This is a genomic window from Spirosoma pollinicola (assembly GCF_002831565.1).
Lineage (GTDB): Bacteria > Bacteroidota > Bacteroidia > Cytophagales > Spirosomataceae > Spirosoma > Spirosoma pollinicola.
Window position 1 is genome coordinate 3,173,750 of the sequence record NZ_CP025096.1, and the last position, 22,967, is coordinate 3,196,716.

The window sequence follows — 22,967 nt, forward strand, 5'->3', positions numbered from 1 at the left end:
TCGGAAGAATCCGGTCGTTGTCTTTAATTCCCCCTTGAAGAGGTTTGGGGTGGTGGTCCTGTTGGGTCGTTGGGCAGCTTGGTTCGTTGGGCAATTAATTCTCGCATTATCGCGCCATTCACTGGCACACACTCGTCTTCGCTTGGATGATTCTTTTATTTAATCATTCCCAAGTTAATGAAAACGAAAACAAACAAATCAGCAGATCAGGATGCCCTTATGGACATCGAAAAAATAGCCCTGGAAATGGCCGCTAGCGCGGGCGCTCCAGCTGATGTTGCAACGAGTGAACCTAAGACGGCCAAGGTTCCCAAAAAGAAAGTTGCAAAACCAGCAACTGAATCAACTCCAGAAGCATCATTCGACGATACCGCATCGGAAATCATTGCCGAAGGTATTGCCGAGAAAGTCGTGATCATCGCCGATGAGCCTATGGCAACCGCCGAAGAAACTACGGCCGTAAATACGCCTGCTGTTGTCGAAGCAGCAGCCCCTAAAGTTGATCCAAACCAGATTTTATTTTCCAGCTTAGCCATTTCAGCTGAGTTACTGCATGCGGTAACGGATATGGGCTTTGTTAGCCCGTCGCCAATCCAGGCCGAAGCGATTCCGCCAATTCTGGCAGGTCGTGATGTAATCGGGCAGGCACAAACCGGTACCGGTAAAACGGCTGCTTTTGGTATTCCTGCTCTTGACCTGATCGACATTCAGGATCGTTCGGTACAAACGCTTATTCTTTGCCCAACGCGTGAATTAGCGCTACAGGTAGCCGAAGAGATCAAGAAACTGGCAAAATACAAGCGCGGTGTTCGTATAGAAGCCATTTATGGTGGCGACTCCATTGAGCGGCAGATTCGGTCGCTCAAAAGCGGTGTGCATATCGTAATTGGTACGCCTGGCCGCGTTATGGACCATATGGAACGTAACACACTCAAACTCAACAACGTTAAGATGATGATTCTTGACGAAGCTGATGAGATGCTGGACATGGGCTTCCGCGAAGATATCGAAAGTATTCTGGAAGAAATGCCCGAAGAGCGGCAGACGATCCTGTTCTCGGCTACGATGTCGAAGCCGATCATGCAGATCACCCAGAAATTCCAGAAAGATCCGGTCTTGGTGAAAGTCGTTAAAAAAGAACTGACAAACGTCAACATCGAACAGGTCTATTTTGAAGTAAAACCAAAAGCGAAAGTGGAAGTGATGTGTCGGTTAATCGACATGTACGATCTGAAACTGCTGCTGGTATTCTGTAACACGAAGCGTAAAGTCGACGAAATCGTTGAAGACCTGCAAATCCGGGGCTATCAGGCCGAAGGCTTGCACGGCGATCTGCGCCAGGCGCAGCGGAATAACGTAATGAGCAAGTTCCGTGCGGGAACAACCAGCATTCTGGTTGCTACCGACGTAGCTGCCCGCGGTATCGACGTTGACGATGTGGATGCGGTTATCAACTTCGATATTCCCCTCGACGAAGAATATTACGTACACCGTATTGGCCGGACAGGCCGTGCCGGTAAATCAGGCCGGGCGTTCTCGTTTGTTGGTCGTGATGAAAAATATCGTTTCCGCGAAATCCAGACCTATACGAAAGTTAAGGTCGACAAAGGTGTCATTCCATCCTTTGAAGATATCGTTGGTGTTCGCAAGGCTCGTTTCATCGAGCAATTGCAAGTGACGATCAAAGAAAGTAAAGACCTGAACCTGTATGACGATTTACTGGTACAACTCAATCATGCCGGTTTCTCGACCGAGCAGATTGTTGCTGCCCTCGTGAAACGCAGCATGGGTCTGGAAAAGAACGAATTTGCCGATCAGAATCTTAACCTGGAAGATGATCGCCGGAATGGCCGCGACAAGTATGCGGACCGTGGCCGGGGTGATGGCGCCGGACGCTTTGAGGATCGTCGTGGTGGCCGTAGCGACAGTTCGTCCCGCTTTGGTGATCGTGATGGTGGCTCACGCTTTGGTAGTGATCGCCGGAGTGATGACCGTGGCGGCCGTAATGAAGGATCGTCCCGCTTTGGCAGTGACCGTCGTAATGAAGGCCCTGCCTTCGGTCGTGACCGCGCTGCTTCATCAGACCGTCCTCGTTTCAACGACCGTGCAGAAGGCGCTGAGCGGAAGCCTTATTTCGACCGTGACGACCAACGCGCTCCCCGTGAACGTGATGCGAACATGACTCGCCTGATGGTGAGCATCGGCCGGAAAGATTTCGTTCGCCCTGGTGACATCGTTGGTGCCATTGCTGGTGAAGCCGACATTCCAGGCAACAGCATCGGTAGCATTGATATCTTCGACAAGTTCACCTATGTTGACGTACCGAAAGATGTAGCCAACCGCGTTGTAGACGCTATGGAAGGTAACACCATCAAAGGTCGCCGGGTTAATATTGAGGTAGCACGGTAAGACATAGTCAGTAAGTAAAAAAAGGGGCCGCATATGCGGCCCCTTTTTTTACTTACTGACTATTCCTCATAATAATACCCGAAAATTATCCCCATTTCGTCTTCGCTGGTCAGGCCAAAGCTGACCGCTTTACCAGTCGTATTATTATAGGTAATTTCAGAGGTAAGCCCCTCCCCTTTTTGTAGGTCGATGGGGGTTTTGAAGGTAACAATATCAGGGTGCGCCCAGTCGGTAGATGTGTACACAACTTCACCATTGCGGGCTCCACCCGATATTTTGATCACGAATTTCTCCCCCAACTTGTGCATGTGCGATGTAAGCGTCAGTATTTTACGCGGTTTCGTAAACGTGAACGACTTCGTTAATGTCACACGTGTATTAGCAGAAAGATTCAGATTCGTATTGCTCAAATCCAGGGTTTGAACCACATACTGTACCGTCGCTTTATCGACCGTAAACAGATTGATCTGGGCCTCCCCTTTCATTACTGTGGTCGTTTTATTGACAAAGTGTGAATTCAAATCCAGCGAAGCACCTGCCGGAATAAGCAAAGCTGCCCCTGCCGGAAAAACATAGTCCTGATACTGCGCCTGAGACCCGGCCAGATACACGTGATTCGACATCGTGAGGGCAGTTAGAATATTCAGTGAATTGTCGGGATTGCGTAGATCACGAATGTCATTCAAATTTGGTAATAACGATTTATTACGAAAATCGTAGGCGACAAAATGGTGGCTTCCGCTCCGCATTTTGGTTTCGTACCGATTCACGTAAATGTCCTGCGTATTGCCAACCAGCCGGCGGGTAAATAATTCCCGTTCAAAATTTGGCTGAATATCAAAAGCGGGCACGGCCATCTGAAACCCGATTCCCGTTGCAGGAACAGGCAACGGCACATAAGCATCTAGTGCAACGGTCTTGTCATCTAATAGCGTAGCATCGGCTATTGTACCCGTTTTGGGCGCACCGGCATCAATCCACCGTCTAACATACTCAACTTGTCCATCAGATAGCGGCAATCCGCCTAAAGGCATTGGGTTCCCGTATTGCTTCCCGCTATGATGACTGGCCGTTGTTGTGAGTTTATGATAAAGTAAACTTTCCAGCGAGGCAAAGGCTTTTACACGCTTAAGGCCGTCGGCTTTGGCATCACTGTTTTTAGGATCGACCCCCACCAGATTTTGATACGCTACACCGTCGGCCAAAACGAGACCATGTTGAGAAAACGTGCCATCGTTTGCCGACAAATGGCAACCCGATGTCGCACAGGTTGGTGTAAGGATTTTTTGCTGGATCAGATCGAAAGAAGACTGTGCTACGGGTGTAGTCGAATCTGTACTGTCTTTTTTGCAGGACACCATATTCAGCAATAGGGCCGACACGCCAAGCGTCAGGCTTAACCGGGTATATGTCAGGAAGTTCATAGGTGATCGACAAGCTAGGAAGCCTTTGAAAGGTAACGTAATTTACCTTTTATTCTGTCAAAAACGTAAGACAAAATCCTGTTTCGGCTGTTCTTTTCGAAAGAAAACAAGCCCTACCCAGAACAGGTCTACGGTTAATGTAACGGCCGTGTGCTGTTTAATATAGGCCCAGGCCTGCTCCATCTCCTCCGACCAGTGAATGTCGTCAAAGACGAATACCGTATCATTATGAATATTGGCTAAACAAGTCTCGAAGTAGCGGACTGTTGGTTCATAGCGGTGATTAGCGTCGAAAAAGGCAAGGTCAACTGGCGGCAAGGCTGTAATTGCCGGAACCAGCGTTTCATCTAAATTACCCACGACTACCGTTATGTTGTGTAGATTCAGCCGACTGAAATTCTGACGGGCTACGGCAGCCGTTTCAGGGCAACCTTCAAACGTAAGCACTTGACCTTTATAAGTTTTGGTAGCTTCACCCAGATAAGCCGTTGTCATGCCCAGTGAGGTGCCCATATCGACTATATTTTTTGCCTCAAACCGCCGAATGAGTCGAAACAAGAGCCGCCCGAAGCGAGCCGTTTTTTGAGAGTTGCGGGCAATATCGCTAATGGTGCGTTGCCGGGATGCGTTCACTTTAGAACCCGCGCCATAATCGGCAATGGTAATAAGTTGGTGACTTCTTCGAAGTTCTTTACGTACCGCCCGTATAGGTGCAAGCAGTTCTTTAGAGCCAGTTTTGGCCCGAATAACCTGCGTGTATAACGAAAAAAGAAATGGAGAATGAAGCGCGTGTTCGTCGCGGGCGCGACTTAGATAACGAAGGTAAGCAAGTAACAAAAATCAGTTCAGTTTATACGGCACAACCATCGTAAATTCGGGAATGCTCACCCGAAGTTGCTTGCCATCGATAATGCGTTCAACAAGGTACGTACCGGCCATTTTGCCAATGCTTGAGCGCAGATTGCAGCCCGATACATATTCGTGGACTTCGCCGGGCTCCAAAACGGGTTGTAAACCAACCACACCTTCCCCTTCAACTTCGCGAACAGTGCCGTTAGAATCAAAAATCAACCAATGACGCCGGAGCAACTGAATAGTATAGTCGCTGGCGTTTTCGATGGTAATCCGGTAAGTAAACACGTAATGCGCCTGGAGCGGACTGGAGTAATCAGCCTGATACTCTGTCTTTACGCTAACTTTTACGCCTTCTGTGACTGACGAAACCATAAATTAGTGTCGTTTTGCAACCTTAGAACGAAAATTAAGTTGATTAGTTTTGTTACGCAAGAACCGCTCCCAAAATATTTTCGAAGGGCGGCTTCTGGCGTTTGTAGGCCTATAATGCCGAATCACCCTTATCAGTTCCTTTCATGAACGTATCCATTGACGAATCCTGGCGAAATCATCTACAACCCGAATTCGATAAACCTTATTTTGGAGAGCTTGCTGAGTTTCTTAGACAGGAATACAGCACCCAACGTGTGTTTCCACCGGGAAAGCTGATATTCAATGCCTTCAACAACTGTAGTTTCGATGACGCCCGCGTTGTTATTCTGGGTCAGGACCCGTATCACGGCGAAGGGCAGGCAAATGGCCTGGCATTTTCTGTTGCCGACGGAATCACAAAGCCGCCATCTCTGGTCAACATTTTCAAAGAAATTCAGGATGACTTAGGCAAACCTATTCCCAAATCGGGTAACCTGGAGCGTTGGGCCAGTCAGGGCGTTATGCTCCTCAACGCTACACTTACGGTTCGTGCCGGACAGGCGGGTTCGCACCAGGGCAAAGGCTGGGAAACGTTTACAGATGCTGTTATCAAGTTGATTTCAACGGAAAAGCAGCACGTCGTTTTTATGCTTTGGGGTGCCTACGCTCAAAAGAAAGGAGCTGTCATTGATGGCAAAAAGCATTTAATCCTGAAAGCAAAACACCCCTCGCCCATGGCCGCTAACTACGGCGGCTGGTTTGGCAACAAGCATTTTAGCCAGGCAAATGAGTATCTGGAAAGCAAGGGATTGCTACCAGTGGAGTGGTAAATAAAAAGGGAGTAAGGAGGAAAGGGACGAGAGGGAGGAAAGGAGCGCAATTGAAACCCTTTCCTCCCTCTCGTCCCTTTCCTCCTTACTCCCTTTTTATTAATCGATCGTTCTAAACAACCGATTCCAGCGGATTTTATTCCAGATATTGGCAGGGTTCGGGTCGAGTGACATCCAGACAAATACCGCTTTACCTACAATGTGATCTTCGGGAACAAAGCCCCAGAAACGGGAGTCGAGGGAATTGTCGCGGTTGTCGCCCATCATGAAGTAGTAATCCTGTTTGAAGGTGTACGACTTAATGGGTTGACCACCTATTTTAATAGCTTCGGGCGCAACTTCCACTTTTTCATTCCCTTCATATAACTCGATAACCGGGCCATAAAGAGCGATGGTTTGAGCGTTTATCTGAATAGTTGCTCCTTTCTTTGGAATCGTGATGGGACCAAAGTTATCGTGATTCCACTTGAAGGTTGGCGTTCCGTAGATCATCGGTGCCATCTCACCCGGTTTCTCCGACATCGGTTCGATACCCTTTACAAAGTCAAACCCTTTAAATTTAGCAATAACATCCTCCGTCGTATTGATGCTGTAGCCAACCATTGTCGACGTTTTCGTCGAATCATTGTATTGCTCCAGTGGTTTCCAGTTTTCGGTTGGCTGGCTAGGGTCGCGATAGTCATTGACGATATCGTACTTGCGGAAGAACGTCGCGTCCAGGACTTCTGTAGTCTTTATAAAATACTTCTGTTCTGCACGAACAGGTGTTGGAAACAGCTTTCCGTTTATGATTACCTCCCGTTGGCGAACTTCCAGTATGTCGCCCGGAATACCGATACACCGTTTGATGTAATTCGTTTTCAGGTCAACCGGGTAGTCAATGTTGTCATTCAGGTACTTGGGCGGCACGTTGAACACAACTACATCGCCGTTTTTAACGTGCGTGAAACCTGGCAGTCGATAGGATGGCAACTGAATGGCGGTGCTGTAGGATGGGATATCTGTTCCCCAGATTTTCTGATGAGTGAGGGGTACCTGCAACGGAGTTCGGGGAGTCCGGGTGCCGTAATGCAGCTTACTCACAAACAGAAAGTCACCAACCATCAGGCTGTTTTCCATCGAAGGCGTTGGAATCGTAAACGCTTCCATGAACAACCAGCGAATGAGCGTGGCCGCCACAACGGCGAACAGAACAGAATCGAACCATTCCCGAATGGGCGACTTCCTGGCTTTAGCCGGTCTTGTTTCGGCCTTCGTTTGAGTTATTGACATGTATCCTACTAATAAATTATGATGGAGTGGCATCAGCCATCCAACGCTAGTGCGGTGATGACTTAAAAACCTGTGTATCGGTATTCGATAATTTAATTACGAAATTACGAAGATGAACTGGTTTTATTTAACCGTTCATCATTCATCATTTATAATTCCCTAACAGATCGTCCATCCCGAATAGTCCTTCACGGCCAATGAGCCATTCGGCGGCTACAACAGCGCCAACGGCAAACCCCTGGCGGCTGTGGGCGGTATGTGTGATTTCAATTTGATCAACGTCAGAATCATACCGGACTGTATGAGTACCCGGTACCGTTCCTTCCCGCAATGACTCGATTTCGATGGCATCTTCACCCACAGGTAATGGCGCCTGACCCGCTTCATTGCTTACCCAACGACGTTTGGCAGGCAGGTGCTCCATAACACCTTCGGCCAGCGTGATGGCTGTTCCACTGGGGGCGTCTTTCTTTTCGGTATGGTGAATTTCGGTCATTGAAACGTGGTATGACGGATAGTTGTGCATGAACTGCGCCAACACCTTATTCAACCGAAAAAACAGATTAACACCGATACTGTAATTGGAAGCATAGAAAAACGCACCTTTCCTACGCTCGCATATAGCCTCAATATCAGCCCGACGATTTAGCCAGCCCGTTGTACCGCAAACAACCGGCCAGCCTCGCTCCAGGCAATAGGTTATATTGTCGGCTGCTGCTTCGGGTGAACTGAATTCAATAACAACATCAACCGCGTCGGATTCGAGATTGGCTAATTCGGTGTGGTTATGGCCGGGGCCGTCTCCACGGTCGATACGGCCCGCAATCTGGTGACCCCGTTCGAGCGCAATCTGCTCGATCGTCTTACCCATTTTGCCGTAGCCTAGAAGGAGAATATTCACGTATTGATTTGGGATGTACAATGTACGAAGTACGATTTCATGACTAGCGCTTCATCCCGGCGGTCTATTTATATCGTAACTCGTAAATCGTAATTCGTAAATTATTTAAAGGTAAATGCCACCCGCACGGCCGGAATAAACCCCATGCCGGGCGCGGGCAGCACATTAGGTTCGACGCGCATCGAAATGTCGTCGGTCAAATCAAAGGTTTTTAAATGGGCTGCTACATTGGCTTCGACAATATTGACTGCCCACAAAACGCCCGACAAAAGTAAGTTCAAATCCCGATACCGCCGGAAGGTGTCATAGGCGTTTTTAGCATTGGCCGTCGTGCGAAAGACGACCTGTTTACCCGTAAACGGATCTACGGTAATCTTCACCTCTTCTACTTTTACATATTGGTCAGGAATTTTGACTTGGCCACCCGTAATATTTGGATAAGCCGTTGGGTCAAGACCTACATCATAAGACTTTTCTACCAAGTCTCCATACAGCAGTCGACCATACCCTGTTTCGGCTTCTTTAGCCATCCGTCTGTATTTGACAAACAGGTAGCCCATTACGCCAAAACCCACGTATATGAATGGTATTTTATAGTATTGACGGTTGTAGGCCTGTCCTAATCCGGGTAGCATCAATGACCGAATCGTGGCTTTTTTGGGGATGATCTTATGGATTTGGGCCTCCTGCCGGGCAGTTACCTGTACCGTATCCGGTCTGTCCAGCGATGTAGAGTCATCGTCGGTCAGTATGGATTGCCCAACCCGAATCGGGATACCATTTCGTCGTATCGTTTTAGGAATGGAATCATTGGCCGATCGCCTATTTCGAGTCGAATCAATGGCAACTGGCGTTGGAGCGGGTTTACTAGCCGGACGTTGCGCAAACGAGGTATTGAAAGGCAGGCTCAGCAATAGAACCACCAGAAGTAATAAAAACGAATGCTTCATGCCCACACAACGGCTCAAGGCCCTTTTTCCGGACCACTCGTTCACCCTTTTAAGGTAATTTAACACAGTTACGTTTGCGAGTTCAGCACTTCCAGGATTTTAGTCAGCTCTTCCTGAGAAGTAAACGGAATCTTGATTTCACCCTTATGCTTCTCATCGGCCTTGATTGATACACGTGTACCAAACAGTGATGATAATTTGAATTGCAGGCTACGCATCTCTTGTTTTGGCAATGTAACACTGCGGGAAGGCATAAGGTCCTGAGCGTCGTCGGCCAGATTCCGAACGGCCTCCTCCACTTTTCGAACTGACCATTCTTCGTCCACAGCCTTCGTAAAGAGCCGGATTTGTGTATCCGGATTTTCGATATTAATGATGGCGCGGGCATGGCCCATCGAAATCTTGTTATCGCGCAGTGACGCCTGAATGACGGGCGGCAGTTTCAGCAATCGAATGTAGTTATTGACCGTTGTGCGGTTCTTCCCAACGCGTTCGCCCAATTCTTCCTGTTTCAGACTACACTCGGTAATGAGCCGCTGGTAGCTTAGGGCAATTTCTATCGCATTCAGGTTTTCGCGCTGAATGTTCTCGATCAGCGCCATTTCCAGCATTTGCTGGTCATTGGCTGTGCGAATATAAGCCGGAATATGCGTCAGACCAACGATCTTGGATGCCTGCAAACGACGTTCGCCGGCAATGAGCTGATACCGCTCTTTCCCTAATTGTCGAACCGTAATAGGCTGAATGATTCCCTGTGTCCGAATCGAGTCGGCAAGGTCCTGCAGCGCTTCTTCGTCGAAACGTGTACGGGGCTGAAATGGATTTGTTTCAATCAGCATCACGCTGATTTCAGTCATCGTACCGATGATTTCAAACGGTGATGGTTTCGACTGACGACTAACCGATTCGCTATCGTGCAGCAATGCACCCAAGCCACGGCCCAATCCTATCATCTTTTTACTCGGTGCTTTGGTGTTGTCCATAAGACAAGTATGTATAATGTATGATGTATGATGTATGATATAGAACGAAAGTGTCTTAACCAGAACATCCTATATCATACATCATACATCATACATACTTGATTTAAGCTTCCTGCGGCATCATGCCATTCTTAATCAGAATTTCGCGGGCCAGATTCAGGTAACTGACGGCCCCTTTACTGTCGGCATCCTGCGCGAGGGCAGGTACGCCAAAGCTGGGCGATTCGCTCAGCCGGATATTGCGCGGAATAATCGTACTGAAAACCATTTGCTGAAAATGGCTCGTTACCTCACCCACTACCTGATTCGACAGCCGAACACGCAAGTCGTACATCGTTAGCAAAATGCCTTCGATGGCCAGATTTGTGTTTAGCCTCGACTGAATAATCTTGATCGTATTCAGCAATTTACCTAATCCTTCGAGCGCAAAATATTCGCACTGGACCGGAATAATAACCGAATCAGCAGCGGTCAGGCTGTTGATCGTTATCAGGCCAAGTGAGGGCGAACAGTCGATGATAATGAAATCGTAGTCGTCGCGAATGCTATCGAGCGTCGTTTTCATTTTATCCTCCCGATTCTGGAGGTTAATCATCTCAATTTCGGCCCCAACGAGGTCAATATGCGATGGTAGCAAATCCAGGTTCGGAAAATCCGTCTGAATAATAGCGTCCTGAGGGCGAACGCCCTCCACCATACACTCGTAAATGCTGTTCTCGATTTCTTTCGGATTGTAGCCGAGCCCTGACGTGGAATTCGCCTGAGGATCAGCATCAACAATGAGCGTCTGAAATTCGAGGGCGGCCAAACTGGCGGCCAGGTTGATTGTTGTTGTGGTTTTACCGACGCCACCTTTTTGGTTGGCGATAGCAATGACTTTACCCATGGATCTATGCGATGCAGGTCCAAAGATGCCGGATTGTTTCCACGAATGCAAGAACTGTTTCACGGAATGTTTCACAAAGAGTGAAAGAGTGAAAGAGCGAAAGAGTGACTTACATGGCCTTTTCACTCTTTTGCTCTTTCACTCACGCCCAGACTTTCGTACCCTCTGTGCAGTTGCGGCACATCTCGATTTCGGAACGGGAACGGAGGAGTGTTTGCCGGAAGTCTGTATAAGCGTGACCTTGCCATAGATCGGCGAAGGATTGCGTTTGAAGGTCGCCGAGCCGATGATGCGCATCTTTATCAAAGCAACAGGGCACTACGAGCCCGTCCCAGGTGATGACGCAGGAGTGCCACATTTTCCAGCAGTGGTCCCCAAAGCCGTTTTTGATGCGGTAGGTACCGTCTGTTTGGGGGGCATAGCGACTATATTGATCCAGCGTTGGCATTAGGTCCGAGCCGTGTTCATAGTCATAAATCTGGGCTGTTTTCAAGCCAACTTCGTCAACGCCCAGTTCACGTGCCAGTTTGTTCACCTCGGCAATCTGGTGTTCGTTGGGTTTCACAACCAGAAACTGAAACACCACATGTGGCGTCCTTGATTTCAGTTCTTTCTTCCAGCGAATAATGTTCTTCGTTCCTTCCAGTACCTTTTCAAGCTTTCCCCCTACCCGATACTGTTCATAGACTTCCTGCGTGGTTCCGTCAATGGAAATAATGAGCCGATCCAGACCCGATTCAACTGTTTTGCGGGCGTTGGCATCCGTCAGGTAGTGGGCGTTGGTACTGGTGGCCGTATATATATTTCGGTCGGTGGCGTAGCGGACCAGCTCCAGAAACTGCGGGTGCAGGTAGGGCTCTCCCTGAAAATAGAAGATTAGATAAAGGAGCGTTTCGTGCAGTTCGTCGATAGTCCGTTTATATAGGTCTTCGCCCAGCATTCCGGTTGGACGGGTAAACGACCGGAGTCCGCTGGGGCATTCGGGGCAACGTAAATTGCAGGAAGTAGTGGGTTCAAACGATACCGACATAGGCAGGCCACGTGCCAGGGCCTTTCCCGTTCGTCGTGACTCATAATAACTATACACCACTTTCAGCGCATTGGCAATGCGTTTAGGCGTTAGTTTGGAAGCGAAGTTAAGGCCGTCGAGTAGGTTGCGATTCATACGATAAAGGTACGATTCAACCGTTTACCGGAATACTTTTTTCAGATCAATGGAAATTCCCGTGGTTGGGTCGGTCAGCACTTCGTTGTGAAAAACCAGTTCTTCGTCGCCGGGCAACAGCACGAAGATGACCCGAAGCATCGGCTGTACAAGCCAGTATGATTTTACGCCAGCCGAAAAATAAGTTAATGATTTATCAATTAATTCTGTAACCGATTGTGAAGGAGATAGAATTTCAACCACTGTAAAAGGCACACGAGCAACTTTAATTTCGTCTTTCGTCCAGTTAGAAGGTTGTGAAGGAAAAATACTTAAATCAGGTACAGTTGACGGATTCGGGCTTTGTAATGTTACCTCGCTAACGATATCAAATGTATCGCGATAATGATCCATTACCTCAAATATTATTCTGGCTTCTAGTAATCCGTGATTAAAACTGAGCATGGGTTTACCTCTCTCGATTTCGTAATCCGTCAGGGCGGGCTGATCAACAATTGCTTCCATTTCGTTGACTGATTTAATTTCTTGAAGTATACCAAAAAGTAACCATGAAGACAATCTACAACAGCTTATAAACTCGGCAACCCTCTTCCTCAAAAACTACTTCGCCATTATCAATACCAGCAATTTTTACGGGCAAATCACCCCCCATGCTGGCGGCAAACGCGTAGCCAGGCCGGTCAACATGCGTCCAGCTAATGTACCGCTCACCATCGGCCGGACCTATCAGCCACTTCGTTTCTTTACCAACAATCTCAGGCCATATGCTTTCAGCAAAAGCCCGCATCCGGCCAATGGCGACAAACTGTTCGCCGTTTTGTCCCCAAACAAACGGCCCATGGGTTACTTTATCCGGCTGGCGGTCGTCTTCGATCTGGAAAACGTATAGTTTAGTGTACTCTTCGTTGGCACCTCGTTGCTCGTGCAGGTTCCGTACCTCAAATCCTAGACCTACATAGCTGGGCATATCGGTCAGAAAGAGAGCGGTGAAGTAGCGAAACAAATTCCCTGTGCGGTAAAATTCATCGAATCGGGGGTCGTCCTTATCAGCGGTCATCACCGTAAAATTCGGCGCAAACCGACGCGTTTTCAGGTAGCTGTCGTAAGCCGCAAACTGCCGCCGGAACTCCGTCGACCCAACAACGATAGACTGTAAATCGCCAAGCGTCGAATCGGCTTCGATAGCTTCCAGATGGTCAGGTTCATTGCCGTAACCCATTGTATCGGGCGGAGCCAGGAAGGTTTCGGCGAAGAATGCATAATAAGGAACCCCACTGGCCTGCACGTATTTTTTTATGGCCTGCAAAGGATCGTAAAACACATCAGGTGAGGCCGGAACCCCTTCAGGACGTAGCTGCACATGTGCCATATCGCCCCGCATGAAATCGAAATTATATTTCTGCTGACAGTCTTTTACTTTCCGACAGATGTAATTCCAGGCAGGCAGGTTGGGCCGGTCGAAATCAAGCTCCCAGTTCTGGTTATTATCTTTCGATTCATAGAATCGGTAGCGTGCCAGCGGCCCAAATACCCGCGACATAGCCTGTGGTTTATCGAATGCATATTGATACCAGATTTGACCGTAATCGTCTGTTACGAAATCATTGGCGTCAATGTGCAGACCCCGATAGGGCGGAGCCATCGTCATGGGTAGTGTTTCCAGTCCCTGCCCAATCAGGTGCCTGATGAGGCCCAGTCGCCGGTTTAAACGGCCGTTATAGTCATGCGGCAAGCCAAACAGGATACGCTGCCGTTGCTCGTCAGACAAAGCAGACGCGCCACCACCTACCGTTGGATTCTGGGCAAAGAATACCTCTTTTGCAAAGGTTAACGGCGTTCCATCGGCAGCTCCCCGAAATTTAAGAAATTGCCAGATGGCTTCTTCTACGTAGCGGTACACCAGATCGGAGTGATCAAATAGCGTAGCTGGATTCCCCCCTTTTTCGTCACGCTGCACCCATTCAAACAACGAAGGGTAAGTCAGCACCATCTCCGAAAAACGGTCTGTATGCGGAATAACATCCATACCCACCGTACGTCCCAGCGCATGAAGTAGATTCGTGACAACTTTAAGCTGTTTTTCGACCGAGTCGAGTGCGGGTACAAAGCGGGCCAGCTCTACATCAAAAAACTCAGGATTGATTTGCCAGCTTACCATACCGTATAAACTACCCACCACGCCCGGCTCCCAGATGGGTAACAAATGAATACTATCGTGACTGGCTGGCAGCGTCATCACATAACTGATAATTTTCCAGAAGGAGCCAATAGTACGCACATTTATACCAACCATGTTGCTGGTTTTCAACCACGAGCCATCAGTGTAGATTCGAGCGGGGCTGTTGACCGTTTCGGCGGGATCCAAGGCCTGGCGAAGCAGCTCATTACCAAGTCGTTTGTGAAGAATTTCCAGCGTTTGATACACTGAAAACTGCACAGCCGTTTGAGGTAGTAAGTTAGGAATATACGACAAACGGCCCGACTGGTAGGCTTCTATATGGGTGGTGTACTGCTGATACCAATCGGCTTGCAGCGTGTCGAAGGTGGTTGGCATAGGACAAATGTAAACCGGTTTTTATAAAACCAAACACGCCACCTTTGTGTCATTCAGACACAGGAAGTATAATTTGAGGGAAGGCTTCTCCCCAAATGACAACCCCACTTTCGTAAGGGTTTCCTATTTTTAGTCAACCTAAGAACAGGCAAAGTTTTCTCCTGCTCCACCACATTAATAGGTCCGTAATACCTTCAATCGGTGATTTTTATTGATACGGATGTGGGGATTGCTGATAACATGAAACAACGCGCCACTCAGCACCAACGTACCCACAACGGGTAGCGTATTGCTGTAAAAGCCTCTGTTATTGACTATATCAGCCAGCAAATAAACACCCCCGGCAATAGGGAAAAGGGTTCCAGCCGCCGTGATAAACGGAATTCTACGGTGAAGATAGACTTTCTGAATGTCATCAAACCGGAACGTTACGGGCTCATCGCGGTTCATTACTTGATTCGCCATCAGGACACTGAACGTACTATCAGTTACTTCATATAATTCCTCGCGGTACTTCTCGCCACCCGCTTTAAAATGCAATTCGTCGCCTACGAAAAAACGATACCTATGAAATCCGCCTATTAAATGGTTTACGTCAAGGGCAAGGTAACGGGATGGGCGAAGTAAAGCCGCATAGGCCGTGCCTTTGCGCTGCAGGAGTTGCTCGGTCGTGAGTGTGTCCTGTGGCTGAGCAATGGCATACTGGCCAATAGCAATAAAGAATAGAACAAATAAACTTCTGAATAATGACTTCATGGACTGCGTAAGTGAATCTATTGTCAATAACATGAAATTTTAGGTAGATGGCCCCATTTTTCATAAAAATTTAACCCATTCGCCACCTGTTAGCTAATTTGCGGCCATGATTACCGCAAACCAACTTCGAACATTTACCGAACAAATTTTTTTAGCCATTGGCTGTTCCGAAACGGATGCGCAGCTAGCCGCCGATGTCCTCGTTAGTGCCGACCTTCGGGGCGTCGATTCGCATGGAGTAGCCCGCCTGCCAGGTTATGTACGGCTCTACGACAATGGGCGTATTAATCCACAGCCGCACATTCGCGTCGTTCATGAAACACCCTCTACGGCTGTAGTCGACGGCGACCGGGGGCTGGGTCTTGTTGTTGGGCCCTGGGCCATGAAAGTGGCTATTGAGAAAGCGCGTATTGCCGGAACTGGGTGGGTGGCGGTGCGTAACTCCAACCACTTTGGTATTGCCGGATACCATGCTTTGCTGGCGGCCGAACACGATATGATTGGTCAGGCCATGACCCACGCGGCCCCGCTCGTAGCCCCCACCTTTTCGCTGGATAAACTCCTGGGAACCAACCCGATTGCCGTAGCTATTCCGGCCGCAACAGAACCCACTTTTCTGGCCGATTTTGCCTCAACGGCAGTAGCTTACGGTAAACTCGAAATCCTGCAACGCAAGGGCCAGGATATTCCGGAGGGATGGGCACAAAATGCCGAAGGCCAACCTACAACCGATGCCAACGCCATTAGAAACGGGGGGGCCTTACTTCCCCTCGGCACCGACCGCGAACACGGTTCTCACAAAGGGTACGGACTGGGAGCCATTGTCGATATTTTTTCGGGCGTATTGTCGGGTGCGAACTATGGCCCCTGGGTTCCGCCCTTCGCTACGGCAGGATTCATGCAGGCAAACGAAGGCGTTGGCAGTGGAACAGGTCACTTTTTTGGTGCCATGCGCATTGATGCTTTCCGCCCCGCCGACGAGTTTAAAACCCACATGGATACCTGGATTCAACGGTTTCGGCAAGCCAAAGCAATTGATGGTAAACGCGTACTGATTCCCGGTGATCCCGAGCGGGAAATGGAAGCCGATCGACTCCAAAACGGTATTCCCGTAGTGGAGCCAGTTATAAAAAGTCTGGAGGAACTCAGCGAGCGCTTCGGCGTGAAATTGTAGGAGTAGCGCGGACATCCTGTCCGCGTTTATATTACCTAAACTAATTAATCCAACTTGGCCGTCGGCTTGCGAACCAGATGCTGGAACGCCAGCCCGACCGCGCTACATAAATTTAACCCGTATGAATTACAGAACACTCGGTAAAACAGGTTTTTCTATATCCGAAATCAGCTTAGGCACCTGGCAGGTGGGCGGCAAATGGGGCGACCCTTTCAGCCACGAAAATGCCGACCAAATTTTGAATGCGGCCGTCGATGCGGGGATTAATTTTATCGACACCGCCGATGTATATGGTGATGGCGAAAGTGAAAAAGCCGTAGGCCGACTCGTGAGGTCGCGGTCTGAACGGATTTATGTGGCAACCAAGTGCGGTCGTCGGCTCCAACCGCACACGAATGAAGCTTATCAGCCTAGCGTACTCCGCCAGTTTGTCGACGACAGCCTGCGGAATATGGGCCTGGAAACCCTCGACCTTGTTCAACTCCACTGCCCGCCAACCGACGTTTTTTATCGACCCGAAATCTTCGAACTATTCGACAGACTGAAAGATGAAGGGAAGGTGCAAAACCTCGGTGTAAGCGTTGAAAAAGTGGAAGAAGGCTTGAAAGCTATTGAATTTCCGAACGTAACGACGGTGCAGATCATCTTCAATATGTTCCGGCAACGCCCCGCCGAACTGTTCTTTACTGAGGCACTTCGGCGCAACGTGGGCGTTATTGTTCGTGTGCCGCTGGCGAGCGGTTTACTCACGGGAAAATTCAGTGCTGATTCAACGTTTTCGAAAGACGATCACCGGAATTTCAACCGGCAGGGCGCGGCTTTCGATAAGGGCGAAACATTCTCCGGGGTAGATTACGAAACCGGGCTGGCTGCCGTTGAGGAACTTCGAAACGTTTTCCCCGATGATACAAACCTGGCCCCTGACGCCCTGCGCTGGATTTTAACCTTCGATGCGGTAAGCTGCATCATTCCCGGCGCGTCGAAACCGGAACACCTAACCTCAAATTTACAAGCCATTGATCGCCCGGCACCAGCGGTTGAACAGATGGCCGCCGTGAAGAAAATTTACGACGAGCACATCAAAAATCCCGTTCATTATTTGTGGTAATTGCCGTACTCTGTCAAGCAAAAGACCCGGCCTAAGTCGGGTCTTTTGCTTGACAGATACTAAACTAAATCAGTGATGACCTCTGCGACGACGGAGCGTGTCGCCGGGGGCGTGGTGTGTTGAGTCACCAGGGAAATGCTGATGCAACGTATCACCAGGGGCGTGGTGAGTAGAGTCACCAGGGAAATGTTGGCGCAGGCTATCGCCCGGAGCATGCTTGGTCGAGTCGCCGGGGAAATGGCCGGGACCACGCTTCCCGTCAAGTACTTTCACAAAGGTGCCATCTGCCTTAAATGCAAGTACTTTTACAACACTGCTCACCGTGATAGCAATTACATAATTCCCCTGCGCATCTTTCAGGGCTTCTTTGATGGTTGCACCAGCATAATTTGTACTGATGTACGTAGTAATGGCGGTCGGTAACGTTGCGGCATCAACCGCTGTCAGGTTACGCGGTCCGGTAGCTGATGTGCTCGTTACGCCAGCCGAACGGGCAGAAGCATCGGCAGCAGAAGGATCGACCGGGTTATTGTTACAGGCATTCAGGCTTACCACTAAGGCAGCCACGCAACTGAACACAAGCAGTGCTTTCATAAGGTTACTAAGTTGGTTTTGTTAAAAAAATATAAGGGGAAACTAAACGGTAATCAGACTCGTTTCCCGTTTCTGTTCACTGTACGTCCTAAGTACAAATACCGTTGCAACCGCAAAAAAATAGATCAGATTGCCTGAACACGTGGTCATAAAATCAGCAATAAAAAAATAGACTACTACCATTCTTTACATTTGCCGTGCTTTCTTTGTAAATTCTATTGTCAAACCTGTTTCTATTTGGCAATCCATCTATGTTGCAATATATTATTCCATGAAAAAACAGAGCGCCCGCCAATCACAATCGCAGACATCGAATGGAAAGACCCAGTCACAAGGTCAGACCAATGGTAATTTTTCGTTTAGCGATTACCAGACTGAAGATTTTTTTGACGAGATGTTCGTCAGTGAAACACAGGTAAGAGCGGGCTACGCTCCTTTCCAGAACCGGGTTGAGCAGCTTTCCCGCGAAGATATTATTGGTCGACAGCACGCAGCCGAACGGGCGCTGATGAGTATGGGCATTACGTTCAATGTCTATTCGGAAGGTGAAGGCACCGAACGGATTATGCCCATTGATATCATTCCGCGCATCATTGAATCGGCGGAATGGGATCGCCTGGAAGAGGGCCTGATTCAGCGCATAAAAGCCATCAATATGTTTCTGGACGATGTGTATAACGAACAGCGTATCCTGAACGATGGCGTGGTGCCGCGCGACCTGATCGAATCCAGCAAATCATTTCTACCCGCCTGTTTGGGGGTAAAACCGCCCAAGGGCATCTGGTGCCACATTACCGGAACGGATCTCATCCGGGGGGCCGACGGCACTATGATGGTGCTTGAAGATAACCTTCGCTGTCCGTCGGGCGTGTCGTATATGCTGGAGAACCGGGAGCTTAATAAACAGACGTTCCCCGAAGTGCTGGCCCAAACGGGTGTGCGGCCCGTGTCCGATTATCCGACCCGCCTGCTTCAGATGCTCCAGTTTATTGCCGACCGCCCAAACCCAACGGTCGTCGTTCTAACACCGGGCATCTACAATTCGGCTTATTTTGAGCACTCCTATCTGGCTCAGCAAATGGGCGTGGAACTGGTCGAAGCACGTGATCTGGTTGTATCCGGCGGTTACGTAAAAATGCGCACTACCAAAGGCTTCCAGATTGTCGACGTGATTTACCGTCGTATAGACGATACATTCCTTGACCCTCAGGCGTTTAATCCCGATTCGATGATTGGCGTACCGGGCATCTTTGAGGTGTACAAAAAAGGACGTGTAGCCCTGGCAAACGCTCCCGGCACGGGCGTTGCCGACGACAAAGTGATTTATGCGTATGTGCCTCGCATCATCAAGTATTATCTGGGCGAAGAAGCGATCATTCCAAATGTGCAGACCTACATATGCCGGGAAGAGGAAGATTGCGAGTATGTGATGGCGAACATCGAAAAGCTGGTTGTTAAGGAAGCCAACGAAGCGGGGGGTTACGGCATGCTTATTGGTCCGAAAGCTACCCAGAAAGAACATGATTTGTTCCGAAAAAAAATCAAGGAAAACCCGCGCAACTACATCGCACAGCCCACTATTTCGCTTTCGCGGGTGCCTTGTATCGTGGGCGACCATGCCGAAGGTCGCCATGTAGACCTGCGCCCTTACATTTTGTATGGCGATGGCGTAAACGTTATTCCCGGCGGCCTCACGCGGGTGGCCCTACGCAAAGGCTCTCTGGTTGTCAACTCCTCACAGGGCGGTGGCGGCAAAGATACCTGGGTATTGTATTAAGGAAATAAAGGAAGAAGGGGAGTAAAGGGAGGAAGGGGACGAAAGGGCTAAAGGAAAGGATTTCAATCCAAAAACCTTTATTTCCCTTTCGTCCCCTTCCTCCCTTTACTCCCTTTACTCCCCCTCTTCCCCTTCCTCCCTTTTTACGCCTATCTTTGCCCCATGCCTGTTCCAGATCTTTCCATTATCATTGTTAATTATAAAACTCCTCAACTTATTCTTAACTGTCTGGCGTCGGTACACACCTTTACGCAGGGCATTACGTTCGAGGTAATTATCGTCGACAATCAATCGGCAGATGATAGCCAGCGCATCATCCAGACAGCTTATTCTGATGTACGCTGGTTTCAAATGGGCTACAATTCCGGCTTCGCCCGAGCAAATAATTACGGCATCCGTAAGGCTGAAGCCCCGCTATTCCTTTTACTCAATTCAGATACGTTACTGATCGACAATGCATTGGCCAACAGTGTTCGGGTGCTTCATGACCAGCCCGATGTCGCTGCGGTAAGTGCGATGCAGTTAAAAGCCGATCGGCAACCACGCCCAAATCTATACACCACATTTGGGCAGATGCGTCGGGCTTTTTACATTTTACCCAGCGGTGAGGCATCCGAACGCTTCCTGCTTCGACTCCTGCCCGACCCTCACTACACCGACCCAAATCAGGTCGAATGGCTTTCCGGCGCTTTCCTGATGACGCGAAAAACCGTTGTTGCCAGAGCGGGGCTGATGGACGAAAGCTTTTTTATGTACGGCGAAGATGTAGAATGGGGCTATCGGCTGGGAAAACAAGGGCGACTATTGTTGTTGAGGGATACCCATTTCATTCATCTGGAATATGGCAGTAGCGAAGACAATCAACAACACCTTGTTACACACATCAACCGCTTTAAACCCCAGATACAGGTATCGCAACTGCTGTGGGTACGGAAACAATATGGAATTGGCGCTTATCTGGTGCTTATCCTACACTATATACTGATGGTTCCGATTGTCTATGCCGGAAAAATCGCGATTAATCTTCGTAACGGTCATCCACTCTTTGGGGAGCTGAAAAATCAGCGGGCGTTCACAAAACAAGTAACTATATTCCTCCAATTTTTCTGGAAAACCTTGTTTAACAGACCGGGTTTCTACAAAGTTTAACCGCATAATTAACACGAGCCAAATACGGATACATTTTTCCCATCTGAAATCGTTTTAGATGAAAATGGGAAATAATATGCGATTCCTCTATATACTCAGCGTTACTGGTATTTTTTTAAGTGCTGTTTTTTTGCCCAATATTAGCAGGGCCACACACGTGCGGGCGGGTGAGATTACCACCAAGCTTATTTCCAAAACGTCACTTACTTACGAGATTACCTTTACCGCCTATTATGATTATACATCCGGACCGACAGGCGGGAAACAGGCGGCTGATTTGGCCGAAGAATACACGATGTGCTTTGGCGATGGAACAACGGAAGTTGTAAAACGAAGCAAAATAAGCTACATAAACGGCAATACATCGTCAATAAATATTTATAAGACCATTCATACCTATTCCGGCCCCGGTACTTATACCATTGGCATCACGGTCGTGAACCGGAATCGAGGCACCGTTAATCTACCTCCACCGGGAGAGTCGCAAAATATTCCCTTCTTCGTTTCAACGACGATTTATGTCAATGCAGCCTTACTGACCAACTCCACCCCGGTGATGCTCAACCCGCCCCTGGACTCGGGCCGCGTGGGCCAGAAGTTCTGCCATAACCCGGCCGCTTTCGATGCCGATGGCGACAGTCTGGCGTACCGATTGAGCGTACCCAAAACCTCACCAACCGATAATGGGTGTCAGGGGCGCAATATAACGGTCTATCAGGACCCAACTCGTTTCGGGAGTGCCAGCGAGACGGGGGGCGCATCGACCTTCTCGATCAACCCCATTACCGGCGATCTCTGCTGGGATGCCCCCGGACAAGCGGGTCAGTTCAACTTTGCCTTCATCATCGAGGAGTGGCGTAATGGCGTGCTTATCGGCGAGATTACCCGAGACATGCAGATTGTCGTCGTCGACAGTCCTAATAAACGGCCACTCATTCAGCCCATCCCCGATTTGTGCGTGGAAGCCGGCACCCTGATCAACCAGCCCGTCACGGCCACCGACCCCGATGGCAACCGGGTCATCATCTCCGGCTTCGGGGGCGTTTTCAATGTAGGTCAGGATGGTGTGGCACTGCCAGCGGGCGAGTTGATTCAGCCCGCTTATGCACGACTGGTGAATGGGGGTATTACCCAGAATCAAAAAAACAGAAAGCCATTTTCCTCCCTGATGAACTACTGGCAAACTACCTGACTATAGACGAAATAGCCGCTTATCGGCAGTCAGGTACGGGTATCGTCAGCCTCACGGCCTATGCCGAGAAGCCAACGACCTAGCTAGCTAGAAGAAACCTTTGGAGAGTAGGTTTTTACGTTCCGGATCCCGCTGATCGGCATTTTTCTCTTCGATATGAACGTGAAAGACGCCCTGGAGCCGGTCAATGGATGTCAATTCGAAATTTTCCAGAATAAACTCAGGCAACAGGAACTGGATGATGGGTAAGAAACTCTCCAAAGCAAGTAGGTTTGATTAAGAACACAAACCTAGAAAAATACAACGCTCTCCACAACTTTTGGAATTGATCCATTAAGAACACAAACCTAGAAAAATACAACGCTCTCCACAACTTTTGGAATTGATCCATCATTTAAATAAACAGAATGGCATAAAAAAAGATAAAGCACTCAAATTATTGATTTTGAGTGCTTTATCTTTTTTTTGCAGAGAGAGAGGGATTCGAACCCCCGGACCTGTTACAGTCAGTGGTTTTCAAGACCACCGCAATCGACCACTCTGCCATCTCTCTTTCTTGGGTGCAAATATACGAACGTTTCGAGATTTGTCAACCTTTCACGCCCGCTTTCGGCCAAAAACCGTAATTTTGAGGAAT

At 48.8% G+C, this 22,967-nt stretch carries 21 protein-coding genes and 1 tRNA gene; 7 read left to right on the forward strand and 15 right to left on the reverse strand.

The window, feature by feature from the left end; translation table 11 throughout:
* The first annotated feature begins 177 nt into the window (after positions 1-177).
* Positions 178-2,409: a DEAD/DEAH box helicase gene (locus CWM47_RS13260; RefSeq protein ID WP_100988437.1), complete on the forward strand. Its 2,232-nt coding sequence runs from the start codon at positions 178-180 to the stop codon at positions 2,407-2,409.
* Positions 2,410-2,468: 59 nt separating this feature from the next.
* Here the strand turns inward: CWM47_RS13260 and CWM47_RS13265 are convergent, their stop codons facing one another.
* The 3 genes from CWM47_RS13265 to apaG are packed head-to-tail and all read right to left on the reverse strand — an operon-like array spanning position 2,469 to position 5,060.
* Complete coding sequence (locus CWM47_RS13265; protein WP_100988438.1) at positions 2,469-3,833, reverse strand: monooxygenase; 1,365 nt, start codon at positions 3,831-3,833, stop codon at positions 2,469-2,471.
* A gap of 57 nt (positions 3,834-3,890) precedes the next feature.
* Positions 3,891-4,670 (reverse strand): O-methyltransferase, encoded by a 780-nt coding sequence (locus CWM47_RS13270; protein ID WP_100988439.1) that lies wholly within the window; start codon positions 4,668-4,670, stop codon positions 3,891-3,893.
* Positions 4,671-4,673: 3 nt separating this feature from the next.
* Positions 4,674-5,060, reverse strand: coding sequence for a Co2+/Mg2+ efflux protein ApaG (gene apaG / locus CWM47_RS13275; protein ID WP_012924864.1), 387 nt, complete (start codon positions 5,058-5,060; stop codon positions 4,674-4,676).
* Between the two features lie 143 nt (positions 5,061-5,203).
* On the opposite strand from apaG, the gene ung reads away from it, so the two are divergent.
* Positions 5,204-5,869: a uracil-DNA glycosylase gene (gene ung, locus CWM47_RS13280; RefSeq protein ID WP_100988440.1), complete on the forward strand. Its 666-nt coding sequence runs from the start codon at positions 5,204-5,206 to the stop codon at positions 5,867-5,869.
* A 99-nt stretch (positions 5,870-5,968) separates the two neighbouring features.
* On the opposite strand, the gene lepB is transcribed toward ung, so the two are convergent.
* The 9 genes from lepB to CWM47_RS13325 form a co-directional block, all read right to left on the reverse strand.
* Complete coding sequence (lepB, locus tag CWM47_RS13285; RefSeq protein ID WP_100988441.1) at positions 5,969-7,141, reverse strand: signal peptidase I; 1,173 nt, start codon at positions 7,139-7,141, stop codon at positions 5,969-5,971.
* A gap of 145 nt (positions 7,142-7,286) precedes the next feature.
* Complete coding sequence (gene dapB, locus CWM47_RS13290; RefSeq protein WP_100988442.1) at positions 7,287-8,042, reverse strand: 4-hydroxy-tetrahydrodipicolinate reductase; 756 nt, start codon at positions 8,040-8,042, stop codon at positions 7,287-7,289.
* A gap of 101 nt (positions 8,043-8,143) precedes the next feature.
* On the reverse strand, positions 8,144-9,037 hold the full coding sequence (locus CWM47_RS13295; protein ID WP_240625891.1) for a DUF5683 domain-containing protein: 894 nt from the start codon (positions 9,035-9,037) through the stop codon (positions 8,144-8,146).
* Positions 9,038-9,060: 23 nt separating this feature from the next.
* Positions 9,061-9,975 (reverse strand): ParB/RepB/Spo0J family partition protein, encoded by a 915-nt coding sequence (locus tag CWM47_RS13300; protein WP_100988444.1) that lies wholly within the window; start codon positions 9,973-9,975, stop codon positions 9,061-9,063.
* Between the two features lie 103 nt (positions 9,976-10,078).
* A complete protein-coding gene (locus CWM47_RS13305) occupies positions 10,079-10,861 on the reverse strand; it encodes a ParA family protein (protein ID WP_100988445.1) in 783 nt (260 codons plus the stop codon).
* A 142-nt stretch (positions 10,862-11,003) separates the two neighbouring features.
* Complete coding sequence (locus tag CWM47_RS13310) at positions 11,004-12,026, reverse strand: SPASM domain-containing protein (protein ID WP_100988446.1); 1,023 nt, start codon at positions 12,024-12,026, stop codon at positions 11,004-11,006.
* A 24-nt stretch (positions 12,027-12,050) separates the two neighbouring features.
* Positions 12,051-12,530, reverse strand: a complete 480-nt coding sequence (locus tag CWM47_RS13315; RefSeq protein WP_100988447.1) for a Uma2 family endonuclease — start codon at positions 12,528-12,530, stop codon at positions 12,051-12,053.
* 55 nt (positions 12,531-12,585) lie between these two features.
* Entirely contained in the window at positions 12,586-14,580 is a 1,995-nt protein-coding gene (locus CWM47_RS13320) for an alpha-amylase family protein (protein ID WP_100988448.1), read from the reverse strand.
* Positions 14,581-14,754: 174 nt separating this feature from the next.
* Positions 14,755-15,336 (reverse strand): hypothetical protein, encoded by a 582-nt coding sequence (locus CWM47_RS13325; RefSeq protein WP_100988449.1) that lies wholly within the window; start codon positions 15,334-15,336, stop codon positions 14,755-14,757.
* Positions 15,337-15,442: 106 nt separating this feature from the next.
* Here CWM47_RS13325 and CWM47_RS13330 point away from each other — a divergent pair, with 106 nt between their 5' ends.
* Positions 15,443-16,510 (forward strand): Ldh family oxidoreductase, encoded by a 1,068-nt coding sequence (locus tag CWM47_RS13330; protein ID WP_100988450.1) that lies wholly within the window; start codon positions 15,443-15,445, stop codon positions 16,508-16,510.
* A gap of 121 nt (positions 16,511-16,631) precedes the next feature.
* Positions 16,632-17,618: an aldo/keto reductase gene (locus CWM47_RS13335; RefSeq protein ID WP_100988451.1), complete on the forward strand. Its 987-nt coding sequence runs from the start codon at positions 16,632-16,634 to the stop codon at positions 17,616-17,618.
* Between the two features lie 69 nt (positions 17,619-17,687).
* On the opposite strand, the gene CWM47_RS13340 is transcribed toward CWM47_RS13335, so the two are convergent.
* A complete protein-coding gene (locus CWM47_RS13340) occupies positions 17,688-18,212 on the reverse strand; it encodes a hypothetical protein (RefSeq protein WP_206170636.1) in 525 nt (174 codons plus the stop codon).
* Between the two features lie 271 nt (positions 18,213-18,483).
* On the opposite strand from CWM47_RS13340, the gene CWM47_RS13345 reads away from it, so the two are divergent.
* The 3 genes from CWM47_RS13345 to CWM47_RS13355 all read left to right on the forward strand — a co-directional run bounded on the left by CWM47_RS13345 (position 18,484) and on the right by CWM47_RS13355 (position 22,330).
* Entirely contained in the window at positions 18,484-19,989 is a 1,506-nt protein-coding gene (locus tag CWM47_RS13345) for a circularly permuted type 2 ATP-grasp protein (protein WP_100988452.1), read from the forward strand.
* Between the two features lie 162 nt (positions 19,990-20,151).
* The gene (locus CWM47_RS13350; RefSeq protein ID WP_100988453.1) at positions 20,152-21,138 is read left to right on the forward strand and encodes a glycosyltransferase family 2 protein; all 987 of its coding nucleotides are present in this window, start codon (positions 20,152-20,154) and stop codon (positions 21,136-21,138) included.
* A gap of 76 nt (positions 21,139-21,214) precedes the next feature.
* The gene (locus tag CWM47_RS13355) at positions 21,215-22,330 is read left to right on the forward strand and encodes a hypothetical protein (protein WP_240625892.1); all 1,116 of its coding nucleotides are present in this window, start codon (positions 21,215-21,217) and stop codon (positions 22,328-22,330) included.
* Between the two features lie 87 nt (positions 22,331-22,417).
* Here CWM47_RS13355 and CWM47_RS40655 read toward each other — a convergent pair whose 3' ends face one another.
* On the reverse strand, positions 22,418-22,591 hold the full coding sequence (locus CWM47_RS40655) for a hypothetical protein (RefSeq protein ID WP_240625477.1): 174 nt from the start codon (positions 22,589-22,591) through the stop codon (positions 22,418-22,420).
* A gap of 207 nt (positions 22,592-22,798) precedes the next feature.
* A tRNA-Ser gene (locus CWM47_RS13370) sits at positions 22,799-22,883 on the reverse strand.
* Between the last annotated feature and the right edge of the window lie 84 nt (positions 22,884-22,967).